General features: G+C 58.6%; 10 protein-coding genes. 3 read left to right on the top strand and 7 right to left on the bottom strand.

The window, feature by feature from the left end; translation table 11 throughout:
* Nucleotides 1–25 precede the first annotated feature (25 nt).
* From KO539_RS09175 to KO539_RS09155, 5 genes are all read right to left on the bottom strand, one after another.
* Nucleotides 26–1,336: an ATP-binding protein gene (locus tag KO539_RS09175; RefSeq protein ID WP_219308739.1), complete on the bottom strand. Its 1,311-nt coding sequence runs from the start codon at nucleotides 1,334–1,336 to the stop codon at nucleotides 26–28.
* Nucleotides 1,330–1,995 (bottom strand): response regulator transcription factor, encoded by a 666-nt coding sequence (locus KO539_RS09170; RefSeq protein WP_099403404.1) that lies wholly within the window; start codon nucleotides 1,993–1,995, stop codon nucleotides 1,330–1,332. Before KO539_RS09170 ends, KO539_RS09175 begins: the two co-directional genes overlap by 7 nt.
* A 207-nt stretch (nucleotides 1,996–2,202) precedes the next feature.
* Nucleotides 2,203–2,865 (bottom strand): DUF799 domain-containing protein, encoded by a 663-nt coding sequence (locus KO539_RS09165; RefSeq protein ID WP_219308738.1) that lies wholly within the window; start codon nucleotides 2,863–2,865, stop codon nucleotides 2,203–2,205.
* Nucleotides 2,862–3,230: a DUF4810 domain-containing protein gene (locus tag KO539_RS09160; protein WP_225240994.1), complete on the bottom strand. Its 369-nt coding sequence runs from the start codon at nucleotides 3,228–3,230 to the stop codon at nucleotides 2,862–2,864. The genes KO539_RS09165 and KO539_RS09160 overlap by 4 nt, the downstream gene beginning before the upstream one ends.
* Nucleotides 3,231–3,238: 8 nt before the next feature.
* On the bottom strand, nucleotides 3,239–3,913 hold the full coding sequence (locus KO539_RS09155) for a CsgG/HfaB family protein (protein ID WP_071077629.1): 675 nt from the start codon (nucleotides 3,911–3,913) through the stop codon (nucleotides 3,239–3,241).
* A 306-nt stretch (nucleotides 3,914–4,219) separates the two neighbouring features.
* Here KO539_RS09155 and KO539_RS09150 point away from each other — a divergent pair, with 306 nt between their 5' ends.
* The 3 genes from KO539_RS09150 (at nucleotide 4,220) to KO539_RS09140 (ending at nucleotide 6,518) form a co-directional block, all read left to right on the top strand.
* Nucleotides 4,220–5,419, top strand: a complete 1,200-nt coding sequence (locus KO539_RS09150) for a YbfB/YjiJ family MFS transporter (protein ID WP_219308737.1) — start codon at nucleotides 4,220–4,222, stop codon at nucleotides 5,417–5,419.
* Nucleotides 5,420–5,458: 39 nt separating this feature from the next.
* Nucleotides 5,459–5,992 (top strand): ankyrin repeat domain-containing protein, encoded by a 534-nt coding sequence (locus tag KO539_RS09145; protein WP_219308736.1) that lies wholly within the window; start codon nucleotides 5,459–5,461, stop codon nucleotides 5,990–5,992.
* A 100-nt stretch (nucleotides 5,993–6,092) separates the two neighbouring features.
* Complete coding sequence (locus KO539_RS09140) at nucleotides 6,093–6,518, top strand: hypothetical protein (RefSeq protein ID WP_219308735.1); 426 nt, start codon at nucleotides 6,093–6,095, stop codon at nucleotides 6,516–6,518.
* Between the two features lie 151 nt (nucleotides 6,519–6,669).
* On the opposite strand, the gene KO539_RS09135 is transcribed toward KO539_RS09140, so the two are convergent.
* Nucleotides 6,670–7,446 (bottom strand): Imm49 family immunity protein, encoded by a 777-nt coding sequence (locus KO539_RS09135; protein ID WP_219308733.1) that lies wholly within the window; start codon nucleotides 7,444–7,446, stop codon nucleotides 6,670–6,672.
* An 8-nt stretch (nucleotides 7,447–7,454) separates the two neighbouring features.
* A complete protein-coding gene (locus KO539_RS09130; protein ID WP_219308731.1) occupies nucleotides 7,455–17,051 on the bottom strand; it encodes a hemagglutinin repeat-containing protein in 9,597 nt (3,198 codons plus the stop codon).
* Nucleotides 17,052–17,241 lie beyond the last annotated feature (190 nt).

Raw genomic sequence — 17,241 nt, 5'->3', positions numbered from 1 at the left:
TCGCCGGCATCCGCTTTTTTTGCTTTCAGGCTGGCTGCGGAAAGCGCACCGTCACCTGCAGGCCCCGTCCCTCTTCCCCATCGGCCAGCGCGATATCGGCCTGGTGGTGCTCGGCGATGTGGCGCACGATGGACAGGCCCAGGCCGCAACCCCAGGCGTCGTTGCCGTCGGGGCGGAAGAAGCGGTCGAACAGACGCGCATGGTGCTGCTGCGGCACGCCGGGCCCGTTGTCGGACACGCGCAGCAGGGGCCTGCCCTCTTCCAGCGCCGCCTGCAAGTCGACCCTGCCGCCCTGCTGCGTGTAGCGCAAGGCGTTGTCGATCAGGTTATTCAGCAACACTTGCAAGCCATCGGGGTCGGCTTGCACCAACACCCTGGCCGGCGGCGCTTCCACCACGCCCAGGTCGATCTCCCGGCTGTCGGCCAGTGCGCTGTGGTCGGCCACGGCCGCTTCCAGCAATTGCCCCAGGTCCACCGTGTGCAGCTGGCTGGAAGTCAACGCCGTTTCATGGCGCGCCAGGCTGAGCAATTGACGCACGAGGTGCGTGCTGCGGTCCAGCCGTTCGTGCAGCCGCGCCAGGGCCACGCGGCGTTCTTCCTCGCTGCCGGCCCGCTCGGCCACCTGCAACTGCAGTTTCAGCGCCGTCAGCGGCGAGCGCAATTCATGCGCGGCATCGGCGACAAAGGTGCGCTGCGCCGTCAGCGCTGCCTCGAACTGCCCCATCAGGCTATTCAGCGCCAAGGCCACTGGCCGCAGTTCGGGCGGCATGTCGTCGGCCGCCAGCGGCGTCAAGGCGTCCGGCGACCGGCCCGCCACGGATTCGGCCAGCCGGTGCAGCGGCGCCAGCGCGCGCCCGACCACGGCGACGATCAGCAGCGCCAGGATCAGCGCGAACACCAGCAGCGGTGCGCCGGCGCGCGTGGTCATTTGCCAGGCCAGCTGGTCGCGCACGGCCTGCGCCTGCGCCACCTGCACGTAGCGGCCGCGCCGCGTCTCGCCGTACAGGCGCCAGTCCTCGCCGTGCAGCACGACATCGGCAAAGCCGGCCAGCGCATAGCGCGGCAGTGCCGGCTGGCCCTGCAGGACGGGCAAGGGCTGGCCATCTTCATCCCACGCCTGCAGCACGAACGCTTCTTCCGGGTCTTGCGCGGCGGCCAGGCCCGTCTGCGTCTCGAACTCGTCGGGCAAGGCCACGGCCAGCTGGCGCAGCTGCAAGTCGGCCAGTTCATTGGTTTCTTCCAGCAGCGAGCGGAACAGCGAAATGCCGGCGCCCAGCACGCACAGCAAGGTGGCGGCCAGCAAACCGAGCAGCAACTGGCGGCGGATGGTCAGCATGCTGCCACCCGCATCTTGTAGCCCACGCCGCGCACGGTCTGGATGCTGTCCGCACCGAGCTTCTTGCGTAGCTGGTACACGTACACGTCGACGGTATTGCTTTCCACTTCGCAATCCCAGCCGTACAGCTTTTCGCTCAGCTGGCGCTTCGACACCACCTTGCCCGGATGGTCGAGCAAGGCGCGCAGCACGGAAAACTCGCGCGGCGGCAGCTTGATCAGCTCACCTTCAAACGTAACGTCGTGGCTGGCCAGGTCGAGGATCAGCGCGCCATGCTCGATGACGGAGCGCGAACGGCTGACCCGGCGCCGCAGCAAGGCGCGGATGCGCGCCAGCAGTTCGTCGAGGTCGAAGGGCTTGACCAGGTAATCGTCGGCGCCGCTGTCCAGGCCTTCCACGCGGGCCGGCGTGCCGTCGCGCGCCGTGATGATCAGCACGGGCAACTCGGCGCCCCGCGCGCGCATGCTGCGCAGCACGTCCATGCCCTGCTTGCCGGGCAAGCCCAGGTCCAGCAGCATCAAATCGTAGGCGAAACCGGCCAGCGCCAGCTCCGCATCGTGGCCATCGCGCACCCAGTCGACGGCATAGCACTCGCCGCGCAAGCCCTCGACCAGGCTTTCCCCGATCATCGGATCGTCTTCCACCAGCAATACGCGCACCCAGGGCCTCTCAAGGTCTTGAAAATGCCACCATCTTACCTTGACCGGCGCCGCGCCGCATGGGCGGCGGCAATGGCCTTACTTGGGCCCGCGAAACGGTGGAATAAACGGTGGAATATTATCGTCTTGGGGGATACGGTGCCACGCATGTCCGCCCTGCACCAGGCCCTGCCTGATGCAGGGCCTGTGCAAGGCGTGACCGGACGACTACTGCGCCAGGTAGCGTTCCGAACGGGGTCCGTACAGCAAGCCATTCGGCACGCCGGCCGACAGCATGCGCGCATTCGCCGTGCCAGCCAGCGGATGGCTGGCATCGGTGCTGGTGTTGATGATCTGCTTGACGGCCGCCGTCACCAGCATGCCGACCAGGCCGCCGCCACCGCTGTTGTTGCCTTCGTTGCTCGATGCGCTGGCCGCGCCCTGCCACAGCAAGGCGCCCGTCTTCAGGTCGACCAACTTGGCATCGACCGAGACCACCGTCACGCTGTCGATCACGGCGTACGTCGTGCCGTACTTGGAGATCGTCACGTACAGGCCCGCATCGGCACCAAAGATCTCGTTGAGCTTTTTCGCATCGACGCCATGGATATCGGCGGCGTTCGTCAAGCCGTTCTGCTTGAAGGTTTCACCGACCACGGCCACCGGCAGCACATAGTAGCCTGCTTCGGCCAGCGGATAGGTCACTTGCGCATAGACGCTGTTGCCGGCATTGATTTCCGGCGAATTGTTCAACGGCGGCAAGACCACGATCGAGCGGGGCTTGGCTGCCTTGAAGGCGGTGTAATCGTATGCCGCCTGTTTGGTGGCGCAACCGACCATGAAGATGGCGGGACCCAGGCACAGGGCCATTTTCAACATGCGCGACATCATAATTTCTCGCCTTTTTTCAATTTACCCAACAGGAAGTCCATGTACGGCGTCGATTCCGGGAAGAGTTTTTTCTCGTCTTCGAATTGCGCGGCGACCTGCTCCGGCTTGCCCGCGATCGAGTACAGCATGCCCAGGTGGGCGTGGTAGCCTGGCGGCGCGTGATTGCCCTTGGCGCCGATCACTTGCAAGTCTTTTTCCATGGCGGCGATCTGCTGCTCCGGGCTTTCACCCTTCAGGTATTCATACACTTGCGGCTGGTAGCCTTCCCATTGGTACAGGGTCTTCGATTGCGTGGCGCAACCGGTCAGGGCGGCACAGGCGAGCAGCGCCAGCAGGGCTGCGCCCTTGTTCATCATTGTTTTCATGGGATACCTTATTGTTTGCGCAGTGCGCCCGCTTCGACGCCAGCCACCAGGCGCTCGACCGCTTCGCGCATGGCCAGGTCCAGGACTTTGCCGTTGAGGGTGGCGTCATAGCTGGCGGTGCCGCCAAAACCCAGCACTTCACGGTTCGACAGGCTGTATTCGCCGGCGCCGCCAGCCGAGTACACGACTTCGGAAGTGGCGATATTGACGACGTTCAGGGTGACCTTGGCATAGGCTACTTGCGTCTTGCCGCGGCCCATGATGCCGAACAATTGCTTGTCGCCCACTTCCTTGCGGCCGAACTCGGTCACGTCGCCCGTGACGACGAAATCGGCGCCCTTGATATTCTGGCCCTGTTTCTTGAACTCGGCTTCCTGCTTGAGTTCTGCCATATTGTCGCGGTCGAGCACGTTGAAACGGTTGGACGTCTGCAGGTGCGCAATCAAAATCGTTTTCGACTGGCTGCCCAGGCGGTCGACGCCATCGGAAAAGATGCCGCGCATGAAGTTCGAGCGGTTGTCGAACTTGCCGACAGCGATCAGCGTGCGTGGACCAACGTAGGGACGGGCTGCGCTGGCAACCGTAGGGACAGCCAAAGCTTGTGACGATTCGGAAGCGCAGCCAGCCAACGCCGCGCCAATCAGCGCTGCAATCAACAACGCGCCGGGTTTATTCTTGTTCATAGTGCCCTTATGAGATGGAAGATCAGGAGCCACCTGCAAAATTGATTTTTAGCAAGTTAATTTCCTAATGGCAATTATATGGTATTGCATGTCTCACAATTCTCTCCAAAAGTAACGATGGCAAGGATTGCATGATTGTCCGCCATACACAGGTGTGGCCCTGCTTGACTTCTCAGCGCCAATTCATTAACTTGATAGTAAAAAAGCGTGTCGTCAGCGCCCTATGCCACTGTGCCACACAGACCTCGCCCGCCGGCCTGCCCCGGCGCCAATGCCACGCTGTTCACATCAACGGGTCCCAAGGCCATGCCGACACACGATCATTCCCCGGCCCATCCGCTGGCCACGGCGCTGGCGCTCTCGCTGGGCGCCGCCGTCGCCCTGGGCCTGTCGCGCTTTTCCTACGGCTTGCTGCTGCCGCCCATGCGCGCCGACCTGGGCTGGTCCTACCTGCTGGCCGGGGCCATGAACACCTTCAATGCGCTCGGCTATTTTCTCGGCGCCCTGGCCACGCCGGCCCTGATGCGCCGCCTGGGCGTGTGGCGCTTGCTGATCATCGGTTCCGTGCTGGCCAGCATCTTCATGCTGATGTCGGGCCTCGTCAGCGACACGGCCACCCTGTTCCTGCAGCGCGTGTGCGCGGGCGTGGCCAGCGCCTTCATGTTCATCGCCGGCGGCGTGCTGGCGGCGCGGCTCGGTTCCATGCACAGCCAGCGCGCCGGCTTCTACATCGGCCTGTATTACGGCGGCACGGGTTTCGGCATTGCTTTGTCTGCCCTGCTGGTGCCGGCCGCACTGGCCGCTGCGCAAGAGCACGGCGCCGCGCATGCCTGGCAATGGCCCTGGCTGGCACTGGGCATCGCCTGCCTGCTCGCCACCGCCATCATGGCCCTGCCGGCGAAGGCGATCGGCGAAGCGCCGCGCGCCCTCGACACGCCGCGCCCCTTCGCCTGGCGCGACTTTGCCCCCAGCCTGGCCGGCTACTTCATGTTTGGCGTCGGCTACATCGGCTACATGACCTTCGTCATCGCCCTGCTCAAGCAGCAAGGCATGAGCGCCACCTTGATCACCGTGTTCTACACCTTACTGGGGCTGGCGGTGGTGGCGTCGTCGCGCATCTGGGCGCGCATGCTGGACCGCTACAAGGGCGGCGAATCGCTGGCGATATTGAATGGCGTGCTGGGCGCAGTCACCATCCTGCCCGCGCTGACGAGCTTTGCGCCCGTCGTGTTCCTTTCAGGCCTGGTCTTCGGCGCCGTGTTCCTGTCGGTGGTGGCGTCGACCACGGCCCTGGTGCGGCATAACCTGCCGCACCAATCCTGGACGGCTGGCATCAGCGCCTACACGACGGTATTTGCGCTGGGCCAGATCGCCGGCCCCATCGTCGTCGGCTGGATCGCCGACGGCCCGGCCGGCCTGGAACGGGGCTTGATCGCCTCGGCCATCGCCCTCTTCATCGGCGCGGCGCTGGCCGCGCGGCAAAAGGCGCTGACAACGGCCGCATAGTAGACTTATGGCATTAACCACCTTCGCGGAAAGAACTCGATGACCAACGACGCACGAAAAATCCCCGCAACGATGGATGCCGAGACGCTGGAATTCATCCAGGGCCTGTTCGCCCTGGTGCGCGAAGGCGACACGCAGCAACTGGGCGCCATGGTGGCTCAGGGCGTGCCAGTGAACTTTCGCAACGAAAAAGGCGACAGCCTGATCATGCTGGCCAGCTACCATGGCCACCTGGAAACATCGCGCCTGCTGCTCGAAGCGGGCGCCGACGCCAACGTGCCCAACGACCAGGGCCAGACGCCGCTGGCCGGCGTGGCCTACAAAGGCTACCTGGACATCACAGAGCTACTGCTGCAGCACGGCGCCAAGGTAGAAGGCAACAGTCCGGATGGCAAGACCCCCTTGATGATGGCCGCCATGTTCAACCGCCTGGCCATCCTCGACCTGCTGCTGCAACACGGCGCCCGCATCGATGCCGTGGACAGCCGCGGCATGACTGCCGTTTCATTGGCCAAGAGTATGAATGCGCAGGAAACGCTGGGCCGCCTGGTCAGTTTGGGGCAGACTGCATAGCCCATGCAGATATCGCCAGCGGTTTTGCGACTGGCGCTTAAAAAACTGAGAATCAGAGGCTTAGCTGCTTCATTTCTCCGGTATTAGCTTACGCTGCCGGATGGGAGATTATTCCCATTCAATTGTCAACAAGCTGGCTAAGCGCTTGATTTTTCAGTATTTTCCAAACCATTCAGGTACCGATACCCTCAAAAATACCTTCACCTGCAAAATCCGCTATTGCCGGTTTGTTGCGACCGGGATGGGATATACCAGTCCGCTTACTCGCACCTGTCATCAGATTCTTCTGGGCGACAACGCCTTCATTTCAGCACATCAGCAATCGCAGCGTTCCGATGCATTCAAAGATACGCCAAGGCAACAGCGCCGCGCGGTCACACTGTCACTTGCGCAATATCAGGCCCGCTATAGCAACAGAAACGAAACAATGGCACGCTTATCTGTCTACCGCGTATGCCATATCCTACATCACTGCCGCTTTTCACGTCTCGGACAGGACAGTCAGTCGAGCCGTATCGGCATTTAACAAACGCAACTTGCCGCAGACAGAGATGGCCAAAGCTGAAATCTTGTACGACTACCAAACCTGAGCACGGCCCCTACCTGCCCTGTCCCTGCTATGCCGCTTGGACCACCTCATCTGCTGGCGATACACTCAGAAGATTTTTATTGTTGCTTTAAGTCAAAAAAGGATATTTTTTTTGATAATTCCCCAAGGGGCTGATAGGCAGCCATTCTATCGGAACATACGGAGAATGTACGTTTACTTCATATCCATTTCGCCAAGCAATTTTAGAAAAAATTACGGCAGAGGTTGATATCAAATTTTCCGTAAATGGGCTTTCATCATCTATTCGCGTCTTCCTACCCTTATCGGAAGCCAAGTCTGCTATTACTTCGTTCATTCTTTCAATGTCACCATTTGCCAAGGCCAAAAAGAAGACTTGGTCAAGCATGTAATTTTTCAAATTATTACTTGGAGGGTTCTTCATTAATTTTTCACATCGAGAAATCAATCTTTCCCAATGCCCGCGCATAGCAAGAATATATTGAAATGCAAAAAAATCAGCTGTATGCGGGTCTTCTATTTTTGACTCATCAAATAGTTCATCGCAGTGGGAAAACCAATTAATCACATCATCATTATCAGATATAATTGGCGCTAGCAATTGATCATAGCCAAGACCAATTTTTCCTCTTTTTTTATTAATACTTACACTATACCTCAGAGTGTTTGCAGAAACGTAAAACCATTGCTTCGAACTCATTAAATCATGCATCCCAAACCAAGAGTAAATTGCACTTGCCAATGCTTTTCTTGACAAAAACCTGGCGGAGGCAACTGGATTACCCTTATTTTCAATAATCAATCCAACAGCCTCATTTATTTCCGCCATGTCGATCTCTGCATGTGATTTAACATGCAATATCTTATTAGAAAAATCGTCGCTCATGCTTATCCTCATTGCACTCTTAAAATTATTAACTTTCCAGAACTTTTATCAATTGCAGCTACGCCCTTGACCAAGGTGCCATTCCTTAAGGCTTTTTCTATGGCAATCGCTGCTGGCGATGTTGCAACAAGGTTATCCAGCACCTTCTCAACCCATTCATCGCTCATTTGAACCGTTTTCCCGGCGGCGGCAGGGCTTAATTTCGCCCCTGCCTCAGTCATCTGCTTTGAATCCAGTAAAATTGTAACACTACCATCTGTATTCTGAAACACATGATCAAATCCATTGTTACTTCCATACTTCCCACCATCCAATGATCTTAGTCCTTGTCGCTCCCCTACCATCTCGACTAATTTTTCCGTTGCCGTACCGAGTTTATCTTTGTTGTTTATGACATCCTTAACAATGGCATCCTCCGCCACATTTAAGTCAATAAGCGAATAACTATTTTTTGAAATTTTCCCGCTGCTAATTCTTCCCGACGCGGAATAAGTAACAGACTCTAACTCCCCTAATGCGGCTATTCCTGACTTCTCAATTCCGAGAGCAACTTTCTCAGCATTCTTTGATAACAGTATTGCATCTTCCGCAGCTCCCCCAACCTTCCCAACCTTCCCGATGGATCCAACAATATTGGATAGATCTCCGCCTCGAATCGAACCGATCAAAAATGCATCCCCATCTTCGTAGGCATTTGCAAGCTTATTATGGCGATCACTCAATGCTGTTTCCAGAGCCGGCGCCCATATGCCTGGATTTTTCAATACATTCCAAATATCTAAAAATGCTTTATCAGCTCTCTTCTCTGCCTCTTCATCTCCAAACAATACCTTTCCAAAAGTAATCCCCATTTTTAGCGTCTCAACACCTCCTTCATATATTCCATTAGCTAAACCGTGAATCCCCCCCTTAGACAATTCAAGTTTTGAAATGGCAGAGTCAGCCATCAACCCAGTATTTCTCATTTGCTCTTTATAGTAAAATCCAGGTGAGCCAAGAACGCCAAATTTTTGATCCGCCTTTCGAATAATATCAGCATAGGCGTATCTCACGTCTTTCCGCAATCCATTACAATAGCTATTTTCAACGCCGCTACAATCGTCTAATTTCCTATCCCTCTCTTTACTTAACGCGAGTAACTCATCCCGTTCAGCACATGCTGACTTATTAGTAGGACTGCATTCCTTAATTTTCTTTTCCAACTCCAGAATTTCTTGATGCTTCAGATAATTATTTGCCACCTCATTTGCAGCACCGGCTGATCCCGTCGCGCCGCCGGCTGCGGCACCCACCGCTGCGCCCGCTGCCAATGTCAGCGCGTTACGCAGCGTTTGCGGCATGTCCATTTCTTTAAGTTGCTTAGCAATAGTATCCGTCGACAACGCCGCTGCACCTGCTCCCAAAGCGCCATTTGTGCCGCCAGCAAGCCCACCAACGGCCGTGTGCAATGCGACCCGCGCTAGCCCATCCTCTTTCCAGTTATTCTTGATCTCGTCACTTTGGCGCTTTAACTCTTTGCTTCTCTCAGGATCAGATTCACTAAGTTTGCCCGATTCACGTTCTAATCGTGCAGCTTCATCCAGCTTGGCGGAAGCATAATCCCCCACCTCCTTCGCCGCCGCCGCCGCAAACGCCGCCGTTACATCCATCGTCGCCTGCAACTTGGCCTTGTCGAAGTTGTTGCCAATCTTTCCGCTGCTATCCACTCCGGTCGTCACATCGCGGTTCACACCCGCGATAGCTTCATCCGCGCCCTTGCCCGTCGCTGCTCGCTGAGCCGCATCATCGGTGATGACCAGAGTGCCGCCGCTGATACCGCTGCGCGTCGTACTGCTGGCGTTTTCACTGAGCGCGACCATGGAAGGCAGGCCTGCGGTGGTGCCGCCTTTACCGCCAACGTTGGTCAAGTTCTTATTCTCTTCGCCCGCCTTACCAGCGACCGAAAAACCACCCGACACCCCCACACTACTACCCTTCGATACAGCATGGTTGGCAATATCGCTATGCGTCAAGGTCGAGGTAATCAAGCTACTGTCCAGCTTGCCCGCCTCCGTGGCGCTGATGACAGCTCCTTTCAAGTCCGTATTGCCGCCCACTTTGATCTGGAAGCCGCCATTGCCCGCCTTGATGCCGCTCTGCTCCTGCACGCTGGCGTAGTCGTTGTGCATGTTACTCTGGCTATAGCTGGCACTGAAACTCGCGCCATAGCCGACCGTTCCGCTGGCGGAGAAGCTCTGGCTCTTGCTGTCGAACTTGGCCGTGTCCTGCAGGCTTTCTAGGTTCAGGTTGCCTTTGATGTCGGCAATGACCTGATTGGCGCTGGCGACGGCGCCCTTGATGTTGGTGTCGCCACCGCTTGTGATGACCAGCTTGTCGCCCGCATTCACATGCGTATTGAGCTGCGTCGTGCCATCGCCGTCCTCATGCCCCTTGCTGCCGCTGACGCTGGCAGTGAAGCCGAAGGACATGCCCTTGGTGCTGACGCTGGCCGCCACGCCAGCCGACGCGCTCATGCTGGAACTCTTGCTGTGCTGGCTTTCCGTATCCTGTGCCGCCAGCAGGTTGACATTGTTATCGGCATGCAGGCGGATATCGTTCTTCGCGTTCAGGTCGCTGCCCAGGATATTGATATTGCTATCCTTGCCGCCGCCCAAGGCCGTGATGTTGATATTGTTACCCGTCAGCACGCTGCCGCTATGCGTGGTGCTGGCCGTCGTTTGCGTCTGTATACTCTCTGAATGGCCCGCCGTCAGGCTGATGCTGATACTTGGCCCGCCTTCCTTCATCATGTCCTTGGCCGCACCATTCGCCGCCATCGCCGTGGTCGCCGCCGCCATCGCCGTGACACGGCCATCCTTGGCGGTGCTGGCTGCCTTGCTCATGGTTTGCAGGGTCTGGATGGCGCTGATCACGCTGCCGCCCAGGGCCAGGGTCAAGCCATCCTGCGTGGTCTTGACTTCAAACTTGCCCTTCTCATTGTCCTGCCCCGGCTTGATGGTAACGCTCTTGCCGATGATGTCGAGATCGGTGGCGGCAAGAATATCGCTGCCGCCAATTGTCACGTTATTGCCGGCAACCATCGTCAGCGCACCATTTGTGGCGCCAATCGAACTGCGCGCCTCGCCGCTTTGCAGGGTGGCGTCGCGCTCTTGGTCTACGGTCGTGGTCTTGGTACCGTAGCTGAAGCCAATGCCGCCACTGCTCATGAAGCCGCTTTTCTTGGTGCTGGAATGATGCAGTTCGTACACGGTATTGGTCGCCGCGTCGATCGTGATGTTATTACCCGCGAACAATTTCGTCGCATCGTCGCTCAAGATGCTCGAACCCGTCACCTGCAGATCGCGCCCCGCCTGCACCGTCACGCTGCTGCCGCCAAGCGAGGTGCCGATCGCCGTGGTGGTATCGACCACGTCATGCTTGATGGTGGTGGTCTTGTTCCAGAATCCACTTTTCGTCGACTTGCTGGCGACATCGGTCACTTCGTTCTGCAAACCATTAACCAGGCTGATGTCATTGCCCGCCGCTAGTCCCAAGGTGCCGCCCGCCTGCACGTCCGCCGCGCGCGCCGTCAGGTCATTGCCCGCCTGCAAATTGACATTGCCGGCACCCATGATCTGGCTGCCCACTTCGCTGGTCTTGCTCTGCTTGCTGTAATTGTCCTTATTGCGCACTTCGTTGTGCGTTGAGGCGACGGTGACCGTATTGAGGTTCAGGTTATTGCCTGCGATTAAAGCAGTCTGACCATTCACGCCGGCATTCGCCATGACGCCTGCCGTCACAGTAATATCGCGTCCCGCCTGGGCTATCAAGGTGTTGCCCTCGCCACTGCCTGTGACATACATGCCAGCCACCTTGTCGACTACCGTGCTGCTGTCGCTGATGGTGTTTCTGCCATCCATGCGTACATGAGAGTCGCTGACGGTCGTCGTCACCAGATTAATATCGCGGCCCGCGCTGGCCTGCAAGTGATTGGCGGCAGTGAAGGTGCTACCGTTATTGTTGATATCCCGGCCAGCAATCACCGCCAGGGCCGTACCCGCCTGCACGTTCGAGTAACGGGAATTGATGTCGCCCCCGACATTCATGCTCACGCTGCCGGCACCGGTAATCGTGCTGCCCGTTTCCTGGGAAGTGCCAGCCTTGCCCGCACTGTAGTCCCCACCCCAAACCAGATTGGCATTATCGCCAGTCGTCAGGGTTCCCAGGGCCAGGTTGCCGCCCGCCTTGATCACTGTAGCGCCGTTTTTGCCGCTGTTGTTAATCTCGCCGGCCAGCAGGGAGATGTCGCGGCCGGCCGAAGCAGCCAGCGTGCCACCTTCATCGCTCACGTACAGGCCCGCCACCCGACCAATGCCCGTGCCCGTCAGCGCGGCATCGCCTTGACGCCCGGTATTGGTATTGATCGTCGATGTGATGTTGATGTCACGGCCCGCAGTGACAATCAGTTCACTGTTGGCAGAAATAGCGCCACCGATATTGTTGAGATCGTTCCGGGCTGCGATGCCGACGGCATCGCCGTCAATGCGCCCGCCCATGTTTTGTACATTTTCAGCCGTCAGACGGACGATGTCCCGGCCCGCGATGGTGCCGCTATTGGTCAGGTCTCCCTTCAGATTGATGTCGACGTCCTTGCCGGCCAACAACGCGCCACTGCCGTCTATATCGCCTTCGCGCAAGCGCACATAGACCTGCGGCACCAGCGCTTTTTGCGTCGATCCGTCGGCCAAAGTGACATCCTGCTCCACCAGCCAGACGATGTCGCTGGTCAAGGCTGCCATTTGCTCGGCAGTCAAGGCGACGCCGGGGCGCAGATCCCATTGCTTGGCATAGTTTGCGCCGGCATCCATCAGTCCCTTGTATTGCTCTTCATCACCCGTGTAGTCGCCGACGAAACGCTGGCCCGTTAGCTGTGCAATCTGCTCACGCACCAGGCGTTGCTCGTAAAAGCCATCGCCCAGCCGCTTCTGCGTCACGGATGGGTCCAGCTGCACCTGTGCCAGCAAGTAATCCGAGCCGGTCCAATCACGGTAATTGGTAAAGCGTGGATCCGTTTCAACCAGGAAACGCGCACCGGGCGCAGGGCTCAGCTTGAACAGGCTGGCAGTAGGTAGTTGCATCGATGGCAGAGTGGTGCGCACCACTTGCGCGCGGCCGGATGGGCTCGCCAATGCGACTTGGCCAATTGCTTGCACCTTGGTGCCGGCGGGGGCGTTCGCCCCTGATGCGGCGTTGACGGCTTCGCCAACTACCGTGCCGACAACGGCGCCGGCCAACGGCCCGGCCGAATTTTCCGCCGCAGCACCACTGGCCACTCCCACCTTGGTACCGCTGGCCACTGTAATGGAGCCGCGCTGGCCCGCACTTCCCGTGCGATCGCTTGCATTCGGCCCATTGATCGCAGCCACCGTTCCAGCTGCACCACTATTGACAGCACCGGCAAGTGCCGATGGGTCGACCATGCCCGTCGCGCCGCCATTCGCCGCGCCGGCGCTGATGCCGGCTATCGCAGCAACGGCACCACCGCGTCCCGCATCGCCTGCACGGTCGCTATGATTAATGCCTCCGGCACCCGTGATTGCACCTGGTGCCTTGCCATTTACAGCTCGCTCCAACGCTTTTGCATCGACGCTGCCGTCTGCCGTCACAAGCGGGTTCGCATTGCCTGCCGTCGCGGCGCCGACAGTACTGACCGTGCCACCCTTGGCGCTATCAGCAAGCTTGGCGGTGTTGTTGGCATCACGGCCTTGTGCAGTCGTGCTCACGTCCGATGCCCGCAACAGGCCGACGCTGCCATGCGCCGCGTCGCCCTGCACCACAGCAGCTGTCGTACCCGCAGCCTTCGCTACGTCGCCTGCCTGGCCGGCCGATCCTGCGCGATCAGTCGAATTGACCGCCCCCGCCCCCGTTGCGGCCGTCGCACCTTGTCCATTGACATTTTGCACCGTGGCCACGCCCGTGCTGCCTTGCCCTACGCCAGCCAAGCTGACGCCAGCATTGGCCTTGCCTGCGCCGCTGGTACCTGACAGGCCGCCAATGCTGGCAACCGCATCCGGTCTTTTTCCGGTAGCGCTCACCGCCGTATTACCCTCGACGCGTCCGGCGGTAACTGGTGCGCTCTGGCCCGGAATATCCCGCTCATAGACTACGCTGTCAATATACTCAGGTTCCCATTCCGGCATCATTTCCATGCCACCGCCTACTTCCTCCGGAATGCGAAACTGGTCGGCGGTACCACGTTCGGATACCATGGAGACACTTTGCGTCGCTGTATTGACCAATGCTCCCGGTGTAATGCTCAACAGGCCACCAGCGATAATCTGGCTGTTTTCATTAAAAACTTTTCCTGCAGAAATAGTAAAACTACCCCCAGCCACTATTTTCCCAGGGTCAGAGGTCAGAATGGCGCTATTGGTAGTGGTGCGTGTATATGTGTATTGCGTATACTCCAAAAACCTTTTGTTCCACGTAATGCATCCCGCTCCCATGCAGTAAGGCAGAGGGGCAGTTTCGCTTCGATATTCTTTACCCTTCATCTGGTACTCAACGATCTCTTCAACCGTACTCCCCCCCAATTGCAGGGTGAAATGCTTGTTCAAGTTATCAACACGCGCCACGTCGAGGCGCATATTGCCCAGCGCCTCGATCTCGGCACTGGCGTTGGTCAACTGAGCGGCTTGTCCTACCGCAAAGCGGCTGGCATCCAGCGCCCCGCCGATCGCCATATCGCCACCGCTGAAAATTAACGCATGTTCATTGTTGTTGATCGTCTGCGCGCCGATGTCCAGACGCGTGCGGGCCGCGATGACGGCGGCTTGGCCCGCTTCCACGTTGTTGTCGATGGCGCCTGCGGCAATGCTCAGGTGATCGCCATAAATGCGGCCGGAACCGACGTTATTCAGGACCCCCGCATTGACTTCCGTATTGATGCCATCGATCAGGCCGCGATTGTTCAAGGTCCCGGAAGTACTCACCCGGGTTGTTGTGGCATGGATATCGCCAGCCATCGCGTTATCGAGACTGCCGGCATGCAAGTCAAGCAAGCCGCCAGCCTGCAACACGCCCGCATTGCTGAGGTTTCCGCCAACCACAATGCTGGCGTTGCCGTTGGCTGTAATCTTGCCGCCATTCCCATGGCTGTAGTTCCCAGACAAATCCAGGGTCAAATCCTGTTGCGACAAAAGACTGCCATCGCCACTCAGGCTGGCAGCACGCACCTCAAGATTCTTGCCGGCAATTGCGGTACCTCCACTATTGCTGAAGGACAGGCTGCGTGCGGGGCCAAGGTCACGGATGCTCAGCGCATTCCCCGCACTGATCAGTCCTTGATTGTTAATGACACCAGAGCTGAGTAGCGTCAGATTATTGTCGGCGCGCAAAGCGCCCTGACTGTTGATGACATTGGATGCGGTCAGCGCGAGGTTGATACCCTCGATGCCTTGGTTGCTCGTTTGCGTATTGCTATTGTCGATTGCGGCACCGCTCAGGGTGACCGTGCCGCCGCTACGTATCAATCCTTGCTGATTTGCAATTATTCCAGCCGTATTCAAGCCAAGATCGCCAAGCACCTGAATTTGTCCGCCTTGATTGTTCAAGCCGCCGATAGCCAGATTCAGGGTGGACTGGCCAACGATCGCACCATTGGCCGTGTTATCGATCTGCCCGGCATGGCCTGTGATGGCGCCGGCCGCGCCGATATAGCCACCGGCATTGTTTACATTGCCCACCGCAAGATTGACTGTTCCGCCGCTGGTGATATTGCCGGCATTCGCATTGTTCAGCACCTGGCCATGGGTATCCACGGACAGCGAAGTGCCAGCCTGCATGCGGCCACCGGCATTCTGAATGGCACCGGTCTGCAGATTGACACTCTGCGTGCCGGCAATCGTTCCCAGACGATTATTCAACTCCTGGCCATTGCTATCGATAGCTACATTGCGCCCGGTAATGCTCGCGCCATCGCTGTTCGTCAAGCCGTGGTTATTCAGGATCACATCTCCACCAGCCTGGACTTTGCCGCCGGCGTTATGCATGAGCCCCGACAGCGTGGCCTGCACATTCCCGCCGACAGACGCGAGCGTGCCGCCGGCATTGTTCAGCGAGGCGCCCGTTACGATGACGTTGCCTGTGGCTGCCAACAGGCCGCTGGCATTCTCGATACCGTTCCCAACGCCCACTTCCAGAGTAGTGCCAGCCGTTACTTTACCTTGTTGATTTAAGAGCTCGCCGGCAGTAATGGAGACTTTTCCGCCAGCTGCGATCAAGCCCTTGTCCGCACTGTTCAGTTTGCGGTTGTCCAAGGTGCCCGTAATCGCAAGATCGAGCTGCGCAGTTCCAGCTGCCTGCAAGGTGCCGAGCCGGTTATCCAGGTCGCCAGCCTTGATCGCGATGTCTCCATTACTGGCGATGACGCCCTCGTTATTGTCGAGCCGTCCGCTGACCTTGATATCGCTGTGCACCGTGCCCAGCTGGGTGATGCTGCCTTTGGCATTATTGAGCGTTTGCGCCTCGATGCTGACTTGGCGGGCGACCAGACTTGCGCCGCCATGATTGAACGTGCCTGCATCGATTTTCACCGAGCCGTTGGACGTGATCCAGCCGCGGTCGCCGGTAAAGCTGCCGGCACCAATGGCAAAAATGCCGGAGGACGCATGCTCCATTTTTCCGTCGACGTTCATCAGCGTTTTGGCAGTCAGACTGAAATTATTGGCATTGACGGCAATGCGCCCGCCCGTATTGTCCAGGATGCCTGTCACCGAACTCACACTGATGGCGCCATCGCCGGTGCCGGATTGGATGATGGTGCCCTTGCTGTTATCCAGGTTGGCCGCGTGTACCGACAATTGGCCGGCACTCGCCTCGCCCATGCGGTTAACCCAGCTCTGGCCATCCTGCGTGCGCGCATTGACTGTCAACGCACCCGATGCACTGACGACCGCGCTGCTGGTCGTTACGTTACCGCTATTGGCGGTGAGTGTGATATTGGCGGCGCTCGTCTTGCTGCCGCTGACATCCACCGAAGCACCGGCGAATATGGCATTGCCGGTCGCCAGATTCTGCCCCCCGGCGAGCAGCTCCTGGGTGGCGGTGATGTTCAAGTTGGCCGAATTGGACAGCGTGCCGTCCGCCTTGATACCCGCTCCCAACAGACTCGCCGCTCCCTGGCTACGGAAGCTGGCAGCGTGTATATCCGTATTGCCCAAGGCCGCGATCACGCCTGAGTTTTCCACGCTTCCACTGGCTTGCAGGACCTGGTTACCGGCCGCATACAAGCTGCCACTGTTGCTCAGGTTCACAACAGTCGATTTCAAGTCATGGCCGGCATACACGCTGCCGCCCTTGTTGCCAAAGTCAGTGGCTTGCAAGGTGACATCGCCGCCAACAGCCCGCAGATTGCCGCCTTGATTGTCGATGGAAGCTGCACTCAGCGACAAATCCTGTACTGCCGCGATGACACCATCTGTATTGACGAAACCTGAAGTAACATCGATGCTCGCGCCTTGATTGGCGCTGATCTGGCCGCCAGCATTGCCGAGCGTACCGGCGTGAATGGCCAGCATCCCGTTGCTCGCAATCTCGCCCAGGCTATTGTTCAATGCCTGGCTCACCTTGATGTCTGTCTGTCCCAACCCGGTCTGGACAAGATGACCACCACGGTTGTCCAGGCTGCCCGCCTGGAGCGTTACGTGCTGCGCCACCAGGGTGGCGTCGCGGTGGTCGATGCTGCCGGCGTCGATGCGCAGCGCGCCATTGCCGATGAGTTTGCCGCCCTGCCCGTTCAGCGTGCTGGCCGTGATG

It is taken from the genome of Janthinobacterium sp. NKUCC06_STL, assembly GCF_019345455.1.
Classification (GTDB): domain Bacteria; phylum Pseudomonadota; class Gammaproteobacteria; order Burkholderiales; family Burkholderiaceae_D; genus Janthinobacterium; species Janthinobacterium rivuli.
Note: the sequence above shows the minus strand (reverse complement) of the source record. Positions and strands in the feature narration are given on the sequence as shown.